Origin of the sequence: Williamsia phyllosphaerae (assembly GCF_014635305.1) — a bacterium.
Classification (GTDB): Bacteria; Actinomycetota; Actinomycetes; order Mycobacteriales; family Mycobacteriaceae; genus Williamsia_A; species Williamsia_A phyllosphaerae.
The window spans coordinates 45,752-63,425 of record NZ_BMCS01000003.1; the positions used below are offsets into that span (position 1 = coordinate 45,752).

At 68.9% G+C, this 17,674-nt stretch carries 10 protein-coding genes and 2 tRNA genes; 6 read left to right on the forward strand and 6 right to left on the reverse strand.

Annotation, left to right across the window (positions count from 1 at the left end; genetic code table 11):
- Positions 1 to 140 precede the first annotated feature (140 nt).
- Both IEV93_RS18715 and acpS read left to right on the forward strand, forming a co-directional pair.
- Entirely contained in the window at positions 141 to 9,389 is a 9,249-nt protein-coding gene (locus IEV93_RS18715; RefSeq protein WP_188491860.1) for a type I polyketide synthase, read from the forward strand.
- Positions 9,386 to 9,790 carry a holo-ACP synthase AcpS gene (acpS, locus tag IEV93_RS18720; RefSeq protein ID WP_188491863.1) on the forward strand — a complete coding sequence of 135 codons (405 nt, stop codon included), beginning with the start codon at positions 9,386 to 9,388 and terminating at the stop codon, positions 9,788 to 9,790. Before IEV93_RS18715 ends, acpS begins: the two co-directional genes overlap by 4 nt.
- A 1-nt stretch (position 9,791) precedes the next feature.
- Here the strand turns inward: acpS and IEV93_RS18725 are convergent, their stop codons facing one another.
- Positions 9,792 to 10,469, reverse strand: a complete 678-nt coding sequence (locus IEV93_RS18725) for a TetR/AcrR family transcriptional regulator (protein ID WP_188491865.1) — start codon at positions 10,467 to 10,469, stop codon at positions 9,792 to 9,794.
- Between the two features lie 19 nt (positions 10,470 to 10,488).
- Positions 10,489 to 10,962, reverse strand: a complete 474-nt coding sequence (bcp, locus tag IEV93_RS18730) for a thioredoxin-dependent thiol peroxidase (RefSeq protein ID WP_188491867.1) — start codon at positions 10,960 to 10,962, stop codon at positions 10,489 to 10,491.
- A 120-nt stretch (positions 10,963 to 11,082) separates the two neighbouring features.
- On the opposite strand from bcp, the gene IEV93_RS18735 reads away from it, so the two are divergent.
- On the forward strand, positions 11,083 to 11,304 hold the full coding sequence (locus IEV93_RS18735; RefSeq protein WP_188491868.1) for a DUF3618 domain-containing protein: 222 nt from the start codon (positions 11,083 to 11,085) through the stop codon (positions 11,302 to 11,304).
- A gap of 86 nt (positions 11,305 to 11,390) precedes the next feature.
- Here the strand turns inward: IEV93_RS18735 and IEV93_RS18740 are convergent.
- Positions 11,391 to 11,466 (reverse strand) — tRNA-Lys (locus IEV93_RS18740).
- Between the two features lie 286 nt (positions 11,467 to 11,752).
- On the opposite strand from IEV93_RS18740, the gene IEV93_RS18745 reads away from it, so the two are divergent.
- Both IEV93_RS18745 and IEV93_RS18750 read left to right on the forward strand, forming a co-directional pair.
- Complete coding sequence (locus IEV93_RS18745; RefSeq protein WP_229705331.1) at positions 11,753 to 12,943, forward strand: L,D-transpeptidase; 1,191 nt, start codon at positions 11,753 to 11,755, stop codon at positions 12,941 to 12,943.
- A gap of 145 nt (positions 12,944 to 13,088) precedes the next feature.
- Positions 13,089 to 14,231, forward strand: a complete 1,143-nt coding sequence (locus tag IEV93_RS18750; protein ID WP_188491872.1) for an acyl-CoA dehydrogenase family protein — start codon at positions 13,089 to 13,091, stop codon at positions 14,229 to 14,231.
- Between the two features lie 82 nt (positions 14,232 to 14,313).
- On the opposite strand, the gene IEV93_RS18755 is transcribed toward IEV93_RS18750, so the two are convergent.
- Together IEV93_RS18755 and orn are read right to left on the reverse strand one after the other, a co-directional pair.
- A tRNA-His gene (locus IEV93_RS18755) sits at positions 14,314 to 14,389 on the reverse strand.
- A gap of 117 nt (positions 14,390 to 14,506) precedes the next feature.
- On the reverse strand, positions 14,507 to 15,106 hold the full coding sequence (orn, locus tag IEV93_RS18760; RefSeq protein WP_188491874.1) for an oligoribonuclease: 600 nt from the start codon (positions 15,104 to 15,106) through the stop codon (positions 14,507 to 14,509).
- Positions 15,107 to 15,220: 114 nt separating this feature from the next.
- On the opposite strand from orn, the gene IEV93_RS18765 reads away from it, so the two are divergent.
- Positions 15,221 to 16,801: a helicase HerA-like domain-containing protein gene (locus IEV93_RS18765; protein ID WP_188491876.1), complete on the forward strand. Its 1,581-nt coding sequence runs from the start codon at positions 15,221 to 15,223 to the stop codon at positions 16,799 to 16,801.
- A gap of 10 nt (positions 16,802 to 16,811) precedes the next feature.
- On the opposite strand, the gene cmrA is transcribed toward IEV93_RS18765, so the two are convergent.
- Positions 16,812 to 17,615, reverse strand: a complete 804-nt coding sequence (gene cmrA, locus IEV93_RS18770) for a mycolate reductase (RefSeq protein WP_188491878.1) — start codon at positions 17,613 to 17,615, stop codon at positions 16,812 to 16,814.
- Between the last annotated feature and the right edge of the window lie 59 nt (positions 17,616 to 17,674).

Below are 17,674 nucleotides of genomic sequence, written 5' to 3' on the forward strand. Positions count from 1 at the left end.
CGTGACCGCCCCGGTCGCGTAAGCGGTCGTGCGTTCTCGGCGACCCCACCACCTCCGATGGCGATGACGCCACCGATGTTCACGACACAACCACACCAGTGCACCCAGCCATTCGGCTGACACCACGAGGAGACCCATCAGTGACCGTCCATCAGTTCCGCAGTGGCCCCGGCGATTCCACGGCGGCCCGCCGCCCCGACGACACCTTGATCCAGCGTCTGCGCAACGGTGACCCGTACGCGATCAGCTTCGGTGGTCAGGGCGTCCCGTGGTTGCCGGCGCTGGCCGAACTGGTGGTCGACGCAGAACTCGACCGGAGCATCGCGCAGATCGTCGACGCCGCCGAGCGCCTGCTCGCGCCCGTCGCCGACGAACTCGTCGCAGCCCGTCCCGACGGCTTCCATCCGTTGTCCTGGGTGCACGCCCTCGGCGCCGACGAGCCCGTGCCCACCGCACAGACCCTCCAGAGCTCCGCCCAGTCGGTACCCGGCATCCTGCTGACCCAACTCGCCGCGATCGCCGCACTGCGTAAGCAGGGACTCGACACGACCGAACTCGCGCCGACCGCCATCGTCGGACACTCGCAGGGCGTCCTCGCCATCGACGCGGTCACCGGCGACGCGGAGAACTCCACGGGCGGCGACGGGGCGCTGCTCGCGCTCGCGCACCTCATCGGGGCGGCCGGTGCCGTCGTGGGTCGACGCACCGGACTCGTCCCCACCGCCGACGGCACGCCGATGCTGTCGGTCACCAACGTCGACCCCGCGCGTATCGCCGACCTCGTCGCCGAGTTCCGCTCCGCCCTGCAGGGCCCCGACCTGGAGAACGCGCCGGTCGTCGGGATCCGCAACGGGCGGCGGTCGGTCGTCCTGTCCGGATCGCCACGTCACCTGCGGGCGTTCGAACAATTCTGCGACACCGTCTCCGCGGCGGAGACCGCCGCCCGCAAGGACAAGGTCGCAGGCGGCGCCCCGTTCGCGCCGGTCTTCGATCCGCTGGGTGTCGGCATCGCCTTCCATCACGAGGGGCTGAGCAGGGCCCGCGACCTGGTGGGCGAGTGGGCCGGTCGCTGTGGCCTCGACGTCTCCTGGGCCATCGCACGGGCCGACGCCGTTCTCGTCGCCCCGGTCGACTGGGTGGCCGCGCTCGACGGGGTTGCCGAGCAGGGCGCCTCGTGGCTGCTCGACCTCGGTCCCGGTGACGTCGCGACGCGACTGTCGGTACCGGTGCTGCGTGGTCGCGGCGTCGGATGCATCTCGGCCAGCCTGCGCGGCGGCCAGCGGAACCTGTTCGCCCCCGGTGGCATCCCCGAGGTCGGTCGCCCCTGGACCCAGTACGCCCCGACCCTGGCCACACTTCCCAGCGGACGACAGGTCGTCGAGACCTCCTTCACCCGGCTGACCGGCCGCTCACCGATGCTGCTGGCCGGCATGACGCCGACCACGGTCGACCCGGCCATCGTCGCCGCGGCCGCCAACGCCGGCCACTGGGCCGAGCTCGCCGGCGGCGGACAGGTCACCGAGGCGATCTTCGCCGACAACGTCGCGCGACTGACCGAGCTGCTCGAGCCGGGCCGTCAGGCGCAGTTCAACGCCCTGTTCCTCGACCCCTACCTGTGGAAGCTGCAGCTGGGCGGAAAGCGTCTCGTGCAGAAGGCCCGCGCCGCCGGCGCCCCGATCGACGGCGTCGTCGTCTCGGCCGGACTGCCCGAACTCGAGGACGCGGTCGCGCTGGTCGAGGAACTGGCCGAGGCCGGGATCGCCCACGTCTCGTTCAAGCCGGGCACGGTCGAGCAGATCCGCTCCGTCGTCCGCATCGCCGCCGAGGTACCCGGTCACGCGATCATCGTGCACATCGAGGGTGGTCGCGCGGGTGGGCATCACTCGTGGGAGGACCTCGACGACCTGCTCCTCGCGACCTACGCCGAGCTGCGCGCACGGCCCAACGCGGTCATCTGTGTCGGTGGCGGCATCGGCAGCCCCGAGCGCGCCAGCGACTACCTCACCGGGACCTGGGCGCACGCACACGGTTACCCGACGATGCCGGTCGACGGGATCCTGCTGGGAACCGTCACCATGGCCGTGCTGGAGGCGACCACGTCGCCGGACGTCAAGCAGCTGCTCGTCGACACCCCCGGGTGTGACGCCTGGATCGGAGCGGGGCATTCCAGTGACGGAATGGCCTCGGGCCGTAGCCAACTCGGCGCCGACATCCACGAGATCGACAACGCCGCCTCCCGGTGTGGCCGTCTGCTCGACGAGGTCGCCGGCGACGGCGACGCCGTGGCCGACCGCCGCGACGAGATCGTCGCCGCACTCGAGCGCACCGCCAAGCCGTACTTCGGCGACGTCACCACCATGACCTACCGCCAGTGGCTCACGCGATACGCCGACCTCGCCGTGGGCGCGGACGCCGGCGTCGAGGCGCAGTGGGCCGACATCACCTGGCGCGAGCGGTTCGCGGAGATGTTGCAGCGCACCGAGGCCCGGATGAACCCCGCCGACCGTGGCGAGATCGTCACCCTGTTCGGCGAGACGTCGTCCACCGACAACGCACACGCCGCGATCGACGCCCTCGGTGGCGTCTACCCCGAGATCGACTCCGACATCCTGCATCCCGCCGACGTCGCGTTCTTCCTGGGCCTGTGCAAGACCCCCGGCAAGCCGGTGAACTTCGTTCCCGTCGTCGACAAGGACGTGCGTCGGTGGTGGCGCAGCGATTCGCTGTGGCAGGCCCACGATGCGCGCTACAGCGCCGATGAGGTCTGCATCATCCCGGGACCCGTCGCCGTCGCAGGCATCACGCGCGTCGACGAGCCGGTCGGTGATCTGCTCGACCGCTTCGAGGCGCAGGTGGTCACCGACCTGACCGCCCGTGGTGTCGAACCCGTCGAGGTCACCAGCCGCCATCGCGCCGGTCTCGTCGACGGCTCCGGTGTGCTCGTCGACGTCATCGAGTCCGACTCGATCCTGTGGGCCGGTCGCATCGTGGGCAACCCGATCGCGCTTCTCGGCGACCGTGACGCCTGGACCCTGCCGCACGCCGATCGTGCCGAGCACGAGCCGACCGGGTCGGTCCTCGAACGCGACGGCGACACCGTCGTGTTGACCGTCCCCATCGCGGCGTCGGCGGTCTCGATCGCCATGACCGTCGACGCGAGCATCGTCGACGGAGGGTCGCCGAAGGTGACCCTGGACGCCGCGTCGGATGCGATGCGGTCGATCCTCGCCGTCGCCGCGGGCGGATCGACTGCGCAGGTGCTCGACGGTGTCGCCACCAGTTCCGCGACGTGGACCGCCGACCTCGCGGCCGATCACTCCGCGGTCACCGCCTACACGCTCCCGGAACGTCTGAGCGCGACCATCCCGGCCGGGACGACCGGCTTCGCCATTCCCGACACCCTCGTCGGGCTGTGCTGGCCGAGCGTGTTCAGCGTCATCGGCGCCGCGCACACCGCCGACGGCACCCCGGTGGTCGAGGGGTTGCTCGACCTGGTCCACCTCGACCACGCCATCGCGCCGGCCGGTCTGCTCCCACGGACCGACACCGAGTTGTCGATCACCGCGACCCTGGGGGCCGTCCACGACACCGACCTCGGTCGCGTCGTGGAGGTCGACGTGACGATCGACGACGTCGACGGCACCCGCATCGCCACCCTCGCCGAGCGTTTCGCGATCCGCGGCCGCCTCGGAGACGGCGCGCTGGCCGATCCGGTGCGCGCCGGTGGCGCCATCACCGACGAGACCGACGCCACCCGCAAGCTGCTCCGCCAGGCCACCATCACCGCCCCGACCCGGATGCACGGGTTCGCGCTCGTGTCCGGTGACCGCAACCCGATCCACACCGACTCCTGCGCCGCCCGCCTCGCGGGCCTCGGGGAGCCGATCGTGCACGGCATGTGGCTCTCGGCGGCCGCCCAGCACGTGGTGACCGCGACCGACGCCAAGAACCCGATCCCGGCGCCCCGCCCGATCCTGGGCTGGACCACCCGCTTCATGGGCATGGTCCGCACCGGCGACGAGATCACCGTGCGCGCCGACCGGGTCGGACTCGACCACGGCTGCGAGGTCGTCGAGGTGACCTGCAAGGTCGGCGACGACCTGGTCATGACCGCGACCGCTCGCCTGGCCGCGCCCCGCACCGTCTACGCCTTCCCCGGCCAGGGCATCCAGAGCACCGGGATGGGCCTCGACGCCCGGTCGCGTTCCAAGGCCGCCCGCGAGATCTGGGACCGCGCGGACAAGCACACCCGCTCCGCGCTCGGCTTCTCCATCCTGGCCGTGGTCCGGGACAACCCCACGACCCTGGTCGCCCGCGGCACCACCTACCAGCACCCCGACGGCGTGCTGTTCCTCACCCAGTTCACCCAGGTCGCCATGGCCGTCCTCGGGGTGGCGCAGATCGCCGAGCTCAAGGAGTCCGGCGGCTTCGTCGAGAACGCCATCACCTGCGGTCACTCGGTCGGCGAGTACAACGCCCTCGCCGCCTGCGCCGGGGTGTTGCCGCTCGAGGCCGTCCTCGAGGTCGTGTTCCAGCGCGGCGAGGCCATGCACCACCTCGTACCGCGAGATGAGCTGGGTCGCAGCAACTATCGACTCGCCGCCATCCGGCCCAGCCAGTTCGATCTGGCCGACGCCGAGGTCACCGACTTCGTCACCTCCGTCGGCATGGCGTCGGGGGAGTTCCTCGAGGTCGTCAACCTCAACCTGTTGGGGTCGCAGTACGCCATCGCGGGCACCGTCCTCGGACTCGAACACCTCGAGGCCGAGATCGACCGGCGTCGCGCCCTCGTCGGCGGCAAGCGCGCCTTCATCCTGATCCCCGGGATCGACGTCCCGTTCCACTCGACCGTCCTGCGCGACGGCGTCCCGGAGTTCCGGCACCGTCTCGAGGAGCTCCTGCCCGAGTCGTTCGACCCGGCGATCCTCATCGGCCACTACATCCCCAACCTCGTCCCGAGGATGTTCAGCCTCGAGCGCGAGTTCGTCGCCGAGATCGCCGCGCTCGTGCCGTCGGATCCGCTCGACGCCGTGCTCGCCGACTGGGACACCGTCGCCGCCGACCCGGCCCGCCTGGCGCGCATCGTCCTCATCGAGCTCCTCGCATGGCAGTTCGCCAGCCCGGTCCGCTGGATCGAGACGCAGGAACTCCTCTTCGCGACACCGGATCTCGGTGGTCTCGGCATCGAGCGGTTCGTCGAGATCGGCGTGAAGTCGGCGCCGACGCTGTCCGGTCTCGCGACCAACACCCTGAAGCTGGACGGCTACGCCCGCTCGGCGGTGCAGGTGCTCAACCTCGAACGCGACAGCCTGGTCGTCCTCTCGCAGGGCGCCGATGTCGAGATCGACGAGCCCGAGGACGCCACCGCCACGACCGAGACGCCGGCCGCGGACCCCGTGCCCACCGCCGCGGCACCGGCACCGACCGTCGCCGCCGCACCCGCGGGTGGTCCGCGACCCGACGATCTCGCCTTCGCGCCCGCCGACGCAGTGCGTTCGGTGATCGCCCTGTGGACCAAGATGCGCACCGACCAGATCGGTACCGCCGACACCATCGAGGCGCTGTGCGACGGTGTCTCCTCACGTCGTAACCAGTTGCTGCTCGACATCGGCGGCGAGCTCGGACTGGGCGCCATCGACGGCGCCGCCGAGGCCGACATGGCGGCGCTGGCGTCGACGGTCAACAGCCTCGCCCGCGGTTACAAGCCGTTCGGCGCGGTGCTGACCGACGCGATCAACGATCAGATCCGCAAGGTGTTCGGCCCGGTCAACAAGCGGCCGTCCTACATCGGTGACCGACTGTCGTCGGTTTGGCAGCTCGGCCCCGGCTGGGTCCTGCACGCCACCGTCGCCGTCGCCCTGGGCAGCCGTGAGGGTGTCAGCGTGCGCGGGGGAGACCTCGGCGGACTGCTGACCGCCCCGGTGAGCAACGCCGACGGGCTCGACGCACTCATCGACGCCGCGGTCTCCGCGGTCGGTGCCGAGCGAGGCGTCGCGGTGTCGAAGCCGGCGGCCGAGAGTGCCTCCGGTGGAACCGTCGACGTGGCCGCACTCGGTGAGCTGACCGAACAGTTCACCGGCCGGACCGGTGCGCTCGCCAGCGCCGCCCGCGTCATCCTGACCAAGCTGGGACTTGACGACGAGATCGCCGGCATCGCCGCGGCGGAGTCCGACGACACCCAGGCCGTGGTGGACCGCGTCAGCGCCGAACTCGGCGCCGACTGGTTCCGCACCGTGGCCCCGGCGTTCGACGAGCGTCGCACGGTCCTCGTCGACGACCGGTGGGCCACCGCCCGTGAGGATCTCGCGCGGATCTGGGTGGAGGACGAGCACGACCTGCACGATCGTTTCGACCACGTGGCACCCCGCTTCGCGGGGGCGGGCGACACCGTCGCCCATCACGCGACCTGGTGGCAGGGCAAGGCGCTGGCCGCCGGCCACCCGGTGCACGCGCGGACCTACGAGGCCATCGCCCATGCGGCGCAGGATCCGGCCCGCGGGATCTGGGAGTCCGAGGTCGCCGTGGTCACCGGTGCGAGTGCCGGCTCCATCGCGGCTGCGGTCGCCGGACGTCTGCTCGCCGGCGGTGCCACGGTCATCGCGACCAGTTCGCGACTCGACGACACCCGGATCGCGTTCTTCAAGAAGCTCTACCGAGAGAACGCCCGTGCCGGTGCGTCGCTCTGGCTCGCCTCGGCGAACATGAGCTCGTACACCGATGTCGACGACCTCGTCGAGTGGATCGGCGGCGAGCAGACCGAGAATCTCGGTGGCACCACCGGCGTCGTGAAGCCGGCCCTCAAGCCCACTCTGCTGTTCCCGTTCGCCGCTCCGCGGGTCGCCGGTGACCTCACCGACGCGGGCAGTCGCGCCGAGCTGGAGATGAAGGTCCTGCTGTGGTCGGTCGAACGACTGATCGCGGGTCTCGGATCCATCGCGGCCGACCACGATCTGGAGGCACGACTGCACGTGGTCCTGCCCGGGTCGCCCAACCGCGGGATGTTCGGCGGTGACGGTGCCTACGGCGAGAGCAAGGCCGCCCTCGACGCACTCGTCACCCGATGGGGTGCCGAGGACTCGTGGAACAGCACGGTCACCCTCGCCCACGCGTTGATCGGATGGGTTCGCGGAACCGGACTCATGGGCCACAACGACGGCATGGTCGCCGCCGTGGAGGCCGCGGGCGTGCGTACCTGGACCACCGACGAGATGGCCGACGAATTGCTGGGGCTGTGCTCGGCGCAGATGCGCGCCGATGCCCGCATCCGGCCCGTCGACGCCGACTTCACGGCGGGACTCGACCCGGCGACCCTGGATCTCAAGGCGCTCGCCGCGGTCGCGGCCGAGACCGCAGGCGCCGACCTCGACGAGCCGGCCGCGCAGGCAACCGTTGCGGCGCTGCCGTTCCCGGCGCGCCCGGCGGTGACGACCGTGCCGTCCTGGCCGACTCTCGACGTCGCGCCGGAGGACCTCGTGGTCATCGTCGGCACCGGCGAACTGGGACCGTACGGCAGTGCACGTACCCGCTTCGAGATGGAGGTCGACGAGAAGCTCTCGGCGGCGGGCGTTCTCGAGCTCGCGTGGAACACCGGACTGATCCTGTGGGAAGAGACCCCGAAGCCGGGCTGGTACGACGCGGAGACCGGTGACCCGGTCGCCGAGAGCGACATCGCCGATCGGTACCACGACGCGGTGGTCGAACGCTGCGGCATCCGTCGCTACGACGACGCCGGCGCCATGGTCGACAACTCGGCACCGCTGCTGCAGTCGGTGTTCCTCGACGAGGACCTGTCGTTCTCGGTGAACTCCGAGGACGAGGCCCGTGCCTTCGCGGCCGCAGATCCGGAGAAGACGCGCATCGTCGCCAACGCCGAGACCGGGGAGTGGCAGGTGACCCGTCGTGCGGGCACCGAGATCCGCGTACCGCGTCGCTTCGAGCTCACCCGCACGGTCGGTGGGCAGATCCCGACCGGATTCGATCCCACCCGCTGGGGGATCTCGGCCGACATGGCCGAGTCCGTCGACCGGGTCGGACTGTGGAACCTCGTCGCCACGGTGGACGCGTTCCTGTCCTCGGGCTTCGAGCCGTCGGAACTCATGCGCTGGGTGCATCCCGGCCTGGTGGCCAACACCCAGGGCACCGGCATGGGCGGCATGGAATCGATGCGCTCGCTCTACATCGACACCCTCCTCGGCGAGTCCAAGGCGAACGACATTTTGCAGGAAGCGCTCCCGAACGTGATCGCCGCGCACGTGGTGCAGTCCTACATCGGCAGCTACGGCGCGATGATCCATCCGGTCGCGGCCTGCGCCACCGCCGCGGTGTCGGTGGAGGAGGGCGTCGACAAGATCAAGCTCGGCAAGGCGCTGTTCGCCGTGGCCGGCGGTTTCGACGACCTCGGCATCGAGGGGATCGTGGGCTTCGGCGACATGTCGGCCACCGCCGACTCGGCGAAGATGTCCGCCCGCGGAATCGATCCGCGCCGGTTCTCCCGGGCCAACGATCGCCGTCGTGGCGGGTTCGTCGAGTCGCAGGGCGGCGGCACCGTGCTGCTGGCCCGTGGTGACGTGGCCGCCGAGATGGGGCTGCCGGTCCTCGGTGTCGTCGCCTGGGCGCAGAGCTTCGGCGACGGCGTCCACACGTCGATCCCCGCCCCGGGTATCGGTGCGCTGGGTGCGGCACGCGGCAGGCAGGACTCGGGTCTGGCCCGGTCGCTGTCGGCCCTGGGCGTCAGTGCCGACGACGTCGCGCTGGTCTCCAAGCACGACACCTCGACCAAGGCCAACGATCCCAACGAGGCGGACCTGCACGAGCGTCTCGCCGGCGCGCTGGGTCGCAACGACGGAGCACCGCTGTTCGTCGTCTCCCAGAAGTCGCTGACCGGGCACTCCAAGGGCGGTGCGGCCGCGTTCCAGCTCATCGGCCTGTGCCAGATGCTCCGCGACGGGGTCATCCCACCCAACCGCAGCCTGGACTGTGTCGACGAGGTGATGGCCGAACACGAGCACCTGGTGTGGGTCACCGAGCCGCTGCGACTGGGTTCGCGGTTCCCGCTCAAGGCGGGTCTGCTGACCAGTCTCGGGTTCGGCCACGTGTCGGGTCTGATCGCGGTCGTGCACCCGGAAGCCTTTGTGCAGGCTCTCGATCCGGCTGCGCGCGACACCTACCGGAAGGCCGCGGCGGATCGAGCTCGTCTGGGCAACCAGCGGATGCTCGAGGCGATGTGTGGGGGAGCGCCGCTCTACCAGCGCCCGCCGAACCGTCGTCTCGGCGACACCAACACCGACACCGAGCGTGAGGCCGCGCTGCTGCTCGATCCGTCGGCACGTCTCGACCGCGCGGGCAGCTACCCCGCGGTGTCGGCCGACGCCTCGGTCCCGACCGCGTGAGCGTGATCGGTGTGGGCATCGACGTGGTGTCGATCCCGGAGTTCGCCGATCAGCTCAAGGTGCCCGGAACGTCGTTCGCGCAACGGTTCACCGTGGGCGAGCGGCGGGACGCGGCGTCGGGGACGGCCGAGGACGCACGGCATCTCGCGGGGCGGTGGGCCGCGAAAGAGGCCGTCATCAAGGCGTGGTCGGTGAGCCGGTTCGCCCGCTCGCCTGCCCTGCCACTGATCCGCCACAGCGACATCGAGGTCGTCACCGACACCTGGGGGCGGCCGGCGATCCGGTTGGCCGGCGAGATCGGTGAGCACCTGCGTGACGCCACCGTGCACATCTCGCTGACGCACGACGGGGCCATCGCCGCGGCGGTGGCGATCCTCGAGGACGCACCGGCGGCGAGCTGACTCAGTGTGAGCCGAGGTGGTCGGTGTCCTCGAGCATGAGGTAGCCGCCCATCATCCGCTTGAGTTCGGCGACGGTCTCGGGGTGGTTCTGCCCCTCCTGGACCGAGAAGCTAAGCAACGAATAGACGGTGTGCACCAACACCTCCGACATCATCGCCCGTCGTGGACGCTGACTCGGGGTGAGTGGGGCGATGATCCGCGCGACCTGCTCGGCGAGTGCGCGCTCGTGCACCGTCGCGGTCGCCCGGGTGGCCGGCGTCGACTGGACGGCGAGCCACACCGCGCGTCGCGACGGGTCGTCCTGCCATAGCCGCGCGAGGTGATCGATGAACTTCTCGAGCAGTCGTGGCCAGTCCAGCGACGGGATCTCGGCGCCGAACGCGGCGACGGCGTTCTGCACGCCCGCAGCGTCCTGTCGATCGAGTTCGCAGACGATGACGTACTTGTTCGCGAAGTACTGATAAAGCGTGCCGATGGGGACGTCGGCACGGGCGGCGATCTCCTCACACGTCAGTGACTCGAAGCCGACCTCGATGAGCAGTTCCCGCGCCTCGGTGAGCATGGCGTCGAACTTGCGCCTGCTGCGTTCCTGGGTGGGCCGTTTCCGCGGCACCAGCGGTTCGGGCGACGACAGACGCCGCGCGTTCGCGCCGCGCTGGGTGTCGCTCGTGGTTGCCATCGAGTTCGACGACGTCGGATCAGACCGAGAGGTCGCGACGGAGTTTTGCGACGTGGCCGGTCGCCCGCACGTTGTACTGCGCGACGGCGATGGTGCCGTCGGCGTCGACGAGGAAGGTCGATCGGATGACACCGGTGACCGTCTTGCCGTACATGGTCTTCTCGCCGAACGCGGCCCACTCGGTGAGCACGGTCTTCTCGGGGTCCGAGAGCAGCGGGAAGGTGAGGCCCTCGGCGTCGCGGAACTTCGCCAGCTTGGCGGGCTTGTCGGGCGACACCCCGAGGACCGCGATACCCGCTCCGTCGAGTTCGGCCAGGTTGTCGCGGAAGTCGCAGGCCTGCTTGGTGCAGCCCGGTGTGGACGCGGCCGGATAGAAGTAGACGATGACCTGCTTGCCGGCGTAATCGCTCAACGACACCGGGTTGCCGTCGGCGTCGGGAAGGGTGAACGCAGGCGCCCGGTCACCGGGCTCGAGTCGTTTGGTGGTGGTCACCGGAGTCACGGTAGTCGAGGCGATCGGGGTGCACGGCAGGTGTCGCGAGCGTTCTGAACTACCGTGGGGGGCACAACCCGCTGAAAGATCATCTTTCGGTTCGACCCAGATGGAGGACACGTGGCACGGGACACCGACAGCATCGAACGTGACATCGCCCGTGCTCGCGAGGAACTCGCCGCGACGCTGGACAACCTGGCGGTTCGTGCGAACCCGCAACGGCTGGCCGACGACGCGAAGAACGGCCTCCTCGCGACCCTGAACAAGCCAGCGGTGAAGTTTCCGCTGATCGGTGTCGGGGTGTTGGCACTGGCTCTGACGGTGAAGAAGCTCGTCAGCTGAAACACACAGCGAAGCGCCCGGATTCGAGAGAATCCGGGCGTTTTGCGTATCGGCTGTGCCTCGACGAGGCGGAACGTCCAAGCGTGTGGTGCGCCATCAGGGACTCGAACCCCGAACCCGCTGATTAAGAGTCAGCTGCTCTGCCAATTGAGCTAATGGCGCTTGGATCGTGCGAGATGGAACATTAACAGGTCCGCACCGCTGGGCAAAAATCGTCCCCCGGTGGGCCGATCTGCCGCGACATGCCGCAGGGCGCGCGCGGCATTCGGTGCGAAGTGGTGTACGTCTCGTACACTGATGACACCCTCAGGGCTCGACGTGCAGAGCGGCATTCCGACACAGCCCGTGGTGAGTGAACATGCAGTCCGATCAATCGCGCGAGGCGCGCTGAAGTTTTTCTGGGAGCAAAATGGGGTTGGGTCTTCTCGGTCGTCGAACGCGTGGCGCGATGTCACTGGTGGTGACGATCCTCGCGGTGGGAACTCTCGCGGCGTGCTCGGCAGGCACGGCCGCGCCGACGTACAGCGATCAGGTGAACACCAACACCGGATTCGACGATCTGATGCGTCCCTCGGTGTCGATCACCACGTTCAACGGTCAACCGCTGCGTGACCGCGCCGCGGGCATCCAGCCGGGCGCGCCGCTGAAGGTCGTGGCCAGGTCCGGCGAGCTGACCGACGTCCGGATCCCCAAGCAGACCGGCGGGAACATCGCGGGCGCCTACAACTCCGACCGCACCGAGTGGACGAGCACCGAGCCGTTCGGCTTCGACAAGACCTACACGGTCGCCGCCGACGTGCAGGGGATCTCGGGCACCAACTCGAGCAAGATGTCGTTCACCACGCGCGCTCCCAACAACCTCACCGACGCCTACCTGCTGCCGGAGAACAACTCGACCGTCGGTGTCGGACAGCCTGTGGCCATCCGCTTCGACGAGCCGATCACCGACAAGCGCACCGCGCAGAACGCGATCACCGTGACCACCGATCCGCCGGTCGCGGGGGCCTTCTACTGGCTGAGCGACTCCGAGCTGCGGTGGCGTCCCCAGAACTACTGGAAGCCGGGGACCAAGGTCTCGGTCAAGGTGAACACCTACGGCATCGATCTCGGCGGCGGAGTTTTCGGTCAGCAGAACAAGACGCTGAACTTCACCATCGGTCGGTCGTTCATCGCGACCGCCGACGACCGCACCAAGCAGGTCTCGGTGGCCATCGACGGCAAGGTCGTCCGCACCATCCCGACGTCGATGGGCAAGGACTCCACGCCCACCAACCGGGGCACCTACATCGTCGGCGACCGTGTGCCGAGCATCGTGATGGATTCGTCGACCTACGGCGTTCCGGTGAACTCGCCGGAGGGCTACAAGGAGACGGTGTACTTCGACACCCAGATGTCCTACAGCGGCATCTACCTCCACGCCGCCCCGTGGTCGATCTACGCGCAGGGCAACTCCAACGTCAGCAACGGCTGTCTCAACGTCAGCCCCGAGAACGCCGAGTGGTTCATGAACACGGCGCTGCGCGGCGACATCGTCCAGGTCAAGAACACCGTCGGCGACGTGCTGCCGGGCACTGACGGCCTCGGTGACTGGAACATCCCGTGGGACGTGTGGAAGCGCGGTAACGCAGGCAACGCCTGATCCCTGACCCCTGGGCGGCCGGCCCGGCCAGGGGTGCGGGAGGGCCGCCTCGCGACGGAGGGAAGCGATACTGCCATCGTCAAGTGTTACGCTCGACGTTGACAATGTTCGCAGACCTCATCTGTCGAGGAAGGCTCCACTCACCATGACCACTGCTTCCCCCTGGGCGACCGACGACCTGGACGACCTGCGCGGTCTGGTCCGATCGTTCTTCGAGAAGACCGTCGCCCCCAACGTCGACAAGTACATCGACCAGCACCACGTCGACCGCGACCTGTGGAACCAGGCCGGCGAGCTCGGCCTGCTGTGCATGTCGATCCCCGAGGAGTACGGCGGCGGTGGCGGTACCTTCGCCCACGAGTCGGTGCTGATCGAGGAGCAGGCCCGGATCGGTGACTCGTCGTGGGGCGTCAGCCTGCACAACGGCATCATCGCGCACTACCTGCTCGCCTACGGCACCGAGGAGCAGAAGCAGCAGTGGCTCCCCAAGATGGCCTCCGGTGAGGTCGTCGGTGCCATCGCCATGACCGAACCGGGCACCGGATCAGATCTGCAGAGCATCAAGACCAAGGCGATCCGCGACGGCGACGACTACGTCATCGACGGTTCGAAGACGTTCATCACCAACGGTTCTCAGGCCGACCTCATCGTCGTCGTGGTCAAGACCGACACCAAAGAGGGCGCCAAGGGCATCTCGCTGGTCCTCGTCGAGGGTGACCGGGAGGGCTTCCGCCGTGGACGCGTGCTGGACAAGATCGGCCAGCGCGGCCAGGACACCTCGGAACTGTTCTTCGACAGCGTCCGCGTCCCGGTCGCCAACCTCCTCGGCAGCGAGGAGGGGCAGGGTTTCATCCAGCTGATGCAGCAGCTCCCGCAGGAGCGGCTCATCATCGCCGTCGCCTCGGTGGCCGGCATGGAATCGGCTGTGGCGCAGACCATCGCCTACACCAAGGATCGTCAGGCGTTCGGACGTCCGGTCTTCGGTTTCCAGAACACCAAGTTCAAGCTCGCCGAGGCCGCCACCGAGACCCGCATCGCGCGCGTCTTCGTCGACGACTGCATAGTCAAGCACCTCACCGGTGACCTCGACATCCCGACCGTCGCGATGGCCAAGTGGTGGACCACCGACCGCGCGATGGCGGTTCTCGACGAGTGCGTCCAGCTCTTCGGTGGCTACGGATACATGAGCGAGTACCCGATCGGACGCATGTGGGCCGACGGCCGTGTGCAGAAGATCTACGCGGGCACCAACGAGATCATGAAGGAGATCATCGCCCGGTCGCTGTAGCGCGACCCAGGCGCCGACTCCGACAGGCCCAACGACGACCGAAGGCCCACCCGATCGAGATCGGGTGGGCCTTCGGCGTTGCTGGGGTGGATGACGGGACTCGAACCCGCGACAGCCAGGATCACAACCTGGTGCTCTACCAACTGAACTACACCCACCATGTGGTTCTGAACCAACCAGAACCGCAGAGCACACTCTATCTGGTGGCCCGCGCCGAGTGCCAATCGGTTGTTCGATACGCGTGTGACAGCAGGGACGATGCGGTGCCGGGGGAGCTAGGCGTCGCCGAGGTCGGTGACGATCTGCGCGATGGTGTCGGTGTCCGGGCCGGGCTGGGCGACGAACGCCGTCTGGCGGTAGTACTTCAGCTCACGGATCGACTCGCGGATGTCGGCCAGCGCGCGGTGTGCGAGTCCCTTCTCCGGCTGGCCGAAGTAGATCTTCGGATACCAGCGCCTGCTCAGCTCCTTGATGGAGCTCACGTCGATCATCCGGTAGTGCAGGTAGGTGTCGAGCGCGGTCATGTCACGGGCGATGAAGCCGCGGTCGGTGGCGATGGAGTTACCCGCGAGCGGCGCCGCGCCTGCCGACTTCACGTGCTTGCGGACGTAGTCGAGGACCATCTGCTCGGCCTCGGGGACGGTGACCGTCGACGCTCGCACCTCCTCGGTGAGCCCGGAGGCGGCGTGCATCTTCTTCACCACGTCGGGCATCGCCTCGAGGTCGGCGTCGTCGGCGTGGATGACCACGTCGACGCCCTCGCCGAGGATGTTGAGATCGCTGTCGGTGACCAACGCCGCGATCTCGATCAGTTTGTCGGTGTCCAATCGCAGACCGGTCATCTCGCAATCGATCCACACAAGTTTGTCCTGCACCCGACAACCTTAGCCAACGACCCGCGCGGCGCTAATGTGTTGCCGGACGCGCCGGGGGAGCACCGGCGCCACTGACGTGCCGGCGGGGGCCGGCGACGACCGGGAGGACCACACGTGACCGAACCGACGCAAGCCCAGACGCCGGCGCAGCAGATCGCCGCGGGGTACCGATTCGAGGGCCCGGCGCTGGAACTCGGGGCGGTCAGCGTCGACAGTGTGATCGACCCGGCCGCCCAGGTGCGCATCCCGCTGGCGATGATGAACCGCCACGGTCTGGTCGCCGGGGCCACCGGCACCGGGAAGACCAAGACGCTGCAGGTGATCGCCGAACAGCTGTCGGCCGCCGGTGTGCCGGTGGTGCTCGCCGACGTCAAGGGCGATCTGTCCGGACTCAGCTCACCCGGTGTGGCGGGGGACAAGATCGCCAAGCGCGCCACCGAGATCGGCGACACGTGGGCGCCGGCCACCCACCCGTGTGAGTTCGTCTCCCTGGGTACCGAGGGGATCGGCGTCCCGATCCGGGCGACCATCACCTCCTTCGGCCCCATCCTGCTCAGCAAGGTCCTGGGGCTCAACGCAACTCAGGAGTCGACGCTCGGTCTGATCTTCCACTGGGCCGACGGCAGGGGCCTCGCGCTCCTCGATCTCAAGGATCTGCGAGAGGTGATCGCCCACCTGACGAGCGACGAGGGCAAGGCGGACCTCAAGGGCATCGGCGGGGTGTCGTCGGCGACCGCGGGGGTCATCCTGCGAGCACTGTCGAACCTCGAGGCCGAGGGCGGTGACACCTTCTTCGGTGAGCCCGAGATCGAACCCGGCGACCTCATCCGTATCGACCCCAGCGGGGCGGGCATCATCACGCTCTTCGAACTGGGCAAGCAGGCCGCCCGACCCGCGCTGTTCTCCACGTTCCTGATGTGGATCCTGGCCGACCTGTTCGAGTTCCTGCCCGAGGCCGGCGACGTCGACAAGCCCAAGCTGGTGTTCATCTTCGACGAGGCGCATCTGCTGTTCAGCGACTCGTCGAAGGCGTTCGTCGAGCAGGTGGAACAGACGGTCAAGCTGATCCGCTCGAAGGGGGTCGGGGTGTTCTTCTGTTCGCAGTTGCCCACCGACATCCCCAACGAGGTGCTCTCCCAGCTCGGCGCACGCATCCAGCACGCGCTGCGCGCCTTCACCCCGGACGACCAGAAGGCGCTGTCGAAGACGGTGAAGACCTACCCGACCTCGACCGCCTACGACCTGGAGAAGGCGTTGACGTCGTTGGGGATCGGCGAGGCCGTCGTCACGGTCCTCTCGGAGCGGGGCGCCCCGACCCCGGTCGCGTGGACGGTCATCCGTCCGCCGCGGTCGTTGATGGACACCATCGGCGAGGAGGCGATCACCGCGGCCGCGTTGCTGAGCCCGCTGCACCAGAAGTACGGGCAGTCGATCGACCGCGAGTCCGCCTACGAGATCCTGACCGCGAAAGTCGTCGCACCCGAGGCGTCGCCGACGCAGGCGGCACCCCAGTCGGCGCCCGCCCCGACCGCTCCGACACCGCAGGCCCCGGCGCCGAAGGCGAAGGACGAGCCCGGTGTGGTGTCCGAGGTGCTCGGGAACGCCGCGGTGAAGAGCTTCCTGCGCTCGGCGGCGTCGGCGGCCGGTCGGGAGATCACCCGGTCGTTGTTCGGCGCGGGCAAACGACGCCGCTGAGCGGTCTCGGTCAGTCGCCGAGCTTCTTGTAGAAGCCGCCGACGATCGGCGCCACGATGCTGCGCGGCGTGTACCCGCCGGCCACCGACATCGCCTTCGACAGCATGCCGGGGACGACGCGCATCTTGTTGCGTGCCAACGCATCCAGGCTCATCCGTGCGACACCCGCGCTGTCGTCCCACAGGAACCCCGGAACCATCTTGTCGACGATGCTCGCGTCCTCGGGGGACGGATCCTCGGTGCGGACGGGCCCCGGGGCCAGCAGCGTGATGTTGACCCCCTTCGAGGCCACCTCGCCGCGCAGGGACTCGCTGAACGTGTTCACGAACGCCTTCGACGCCGCGTAGGTCGCGTTGTTCGGGATCGGCATGTTGCCCGCGGCCGACCCGACCATGAGGATGCCGCCGGAGCCGCGCTTCACCATCTGCGGCAACACCGCCAGCGTGAGGTCGTGGACCGCGGTGGCGTTGAGTCGGAGCTGAGCGCGTTCGTATTCGTGGTCGAGATCGACGATGGCGCCGAAGGTCGCGATGCCCGCGTTGTTGCACAGGATCGAGATCTCGCGGTCGGCGAGTTCGGCGCACAGCACGTCGAGGGAGCGCAGGTCCGACAGGTCGGTGGGTCGCACCTCGACGGAGATGCCGTGGTCGGCGCGCATCTTCTCGGCGGTGATCTCGAGGATCTCGCCGCGACGGGCCACCAGGATCAGCGAGTGCCCACGCCGGGCGAGCTCCCAGGCGAGCGCCTCGCCGATACCGGAGGAGGCGCCGGTGACGACGGCGCGGGACGTTGCGGTGGGTGCTGGTACGGCCATGCCCCGGATCGTATCGGTGCCACGTCGGACGTGGACGGTGCCCTTGGTACAGAAGCAGG

Coding starts and splice junctions, on each gene's coding strand:
- IEV93_RS18750 (WP_188491872.1), top strand. CDS start 13,089: ATGACCACTGCTTCCCCCTGGGCGACCGACGACCTGGACGACCTGCGC.
- IEV93_RS18725 (WP_188491865.1), bottom strand. CDS start 10,469: ATGGCAACCACGAGCGACACCCAGCGCGGCGCGAACGCGCGGCGTCTG.
- cmrA (WP_188491878.1), bottom strand. CDS start 17,615: ATGGCCGTACCAGCACCCACCGCAACGTCCCGCGCCGTCGTCACCGGC.
- IEV93_RS18745 (WP_229705331.1), top strand. CDS start 11,753: ATGTCACTGGTGGTGACGATCCTCGCGGTGGGAACTCTCGCGGCGTGC.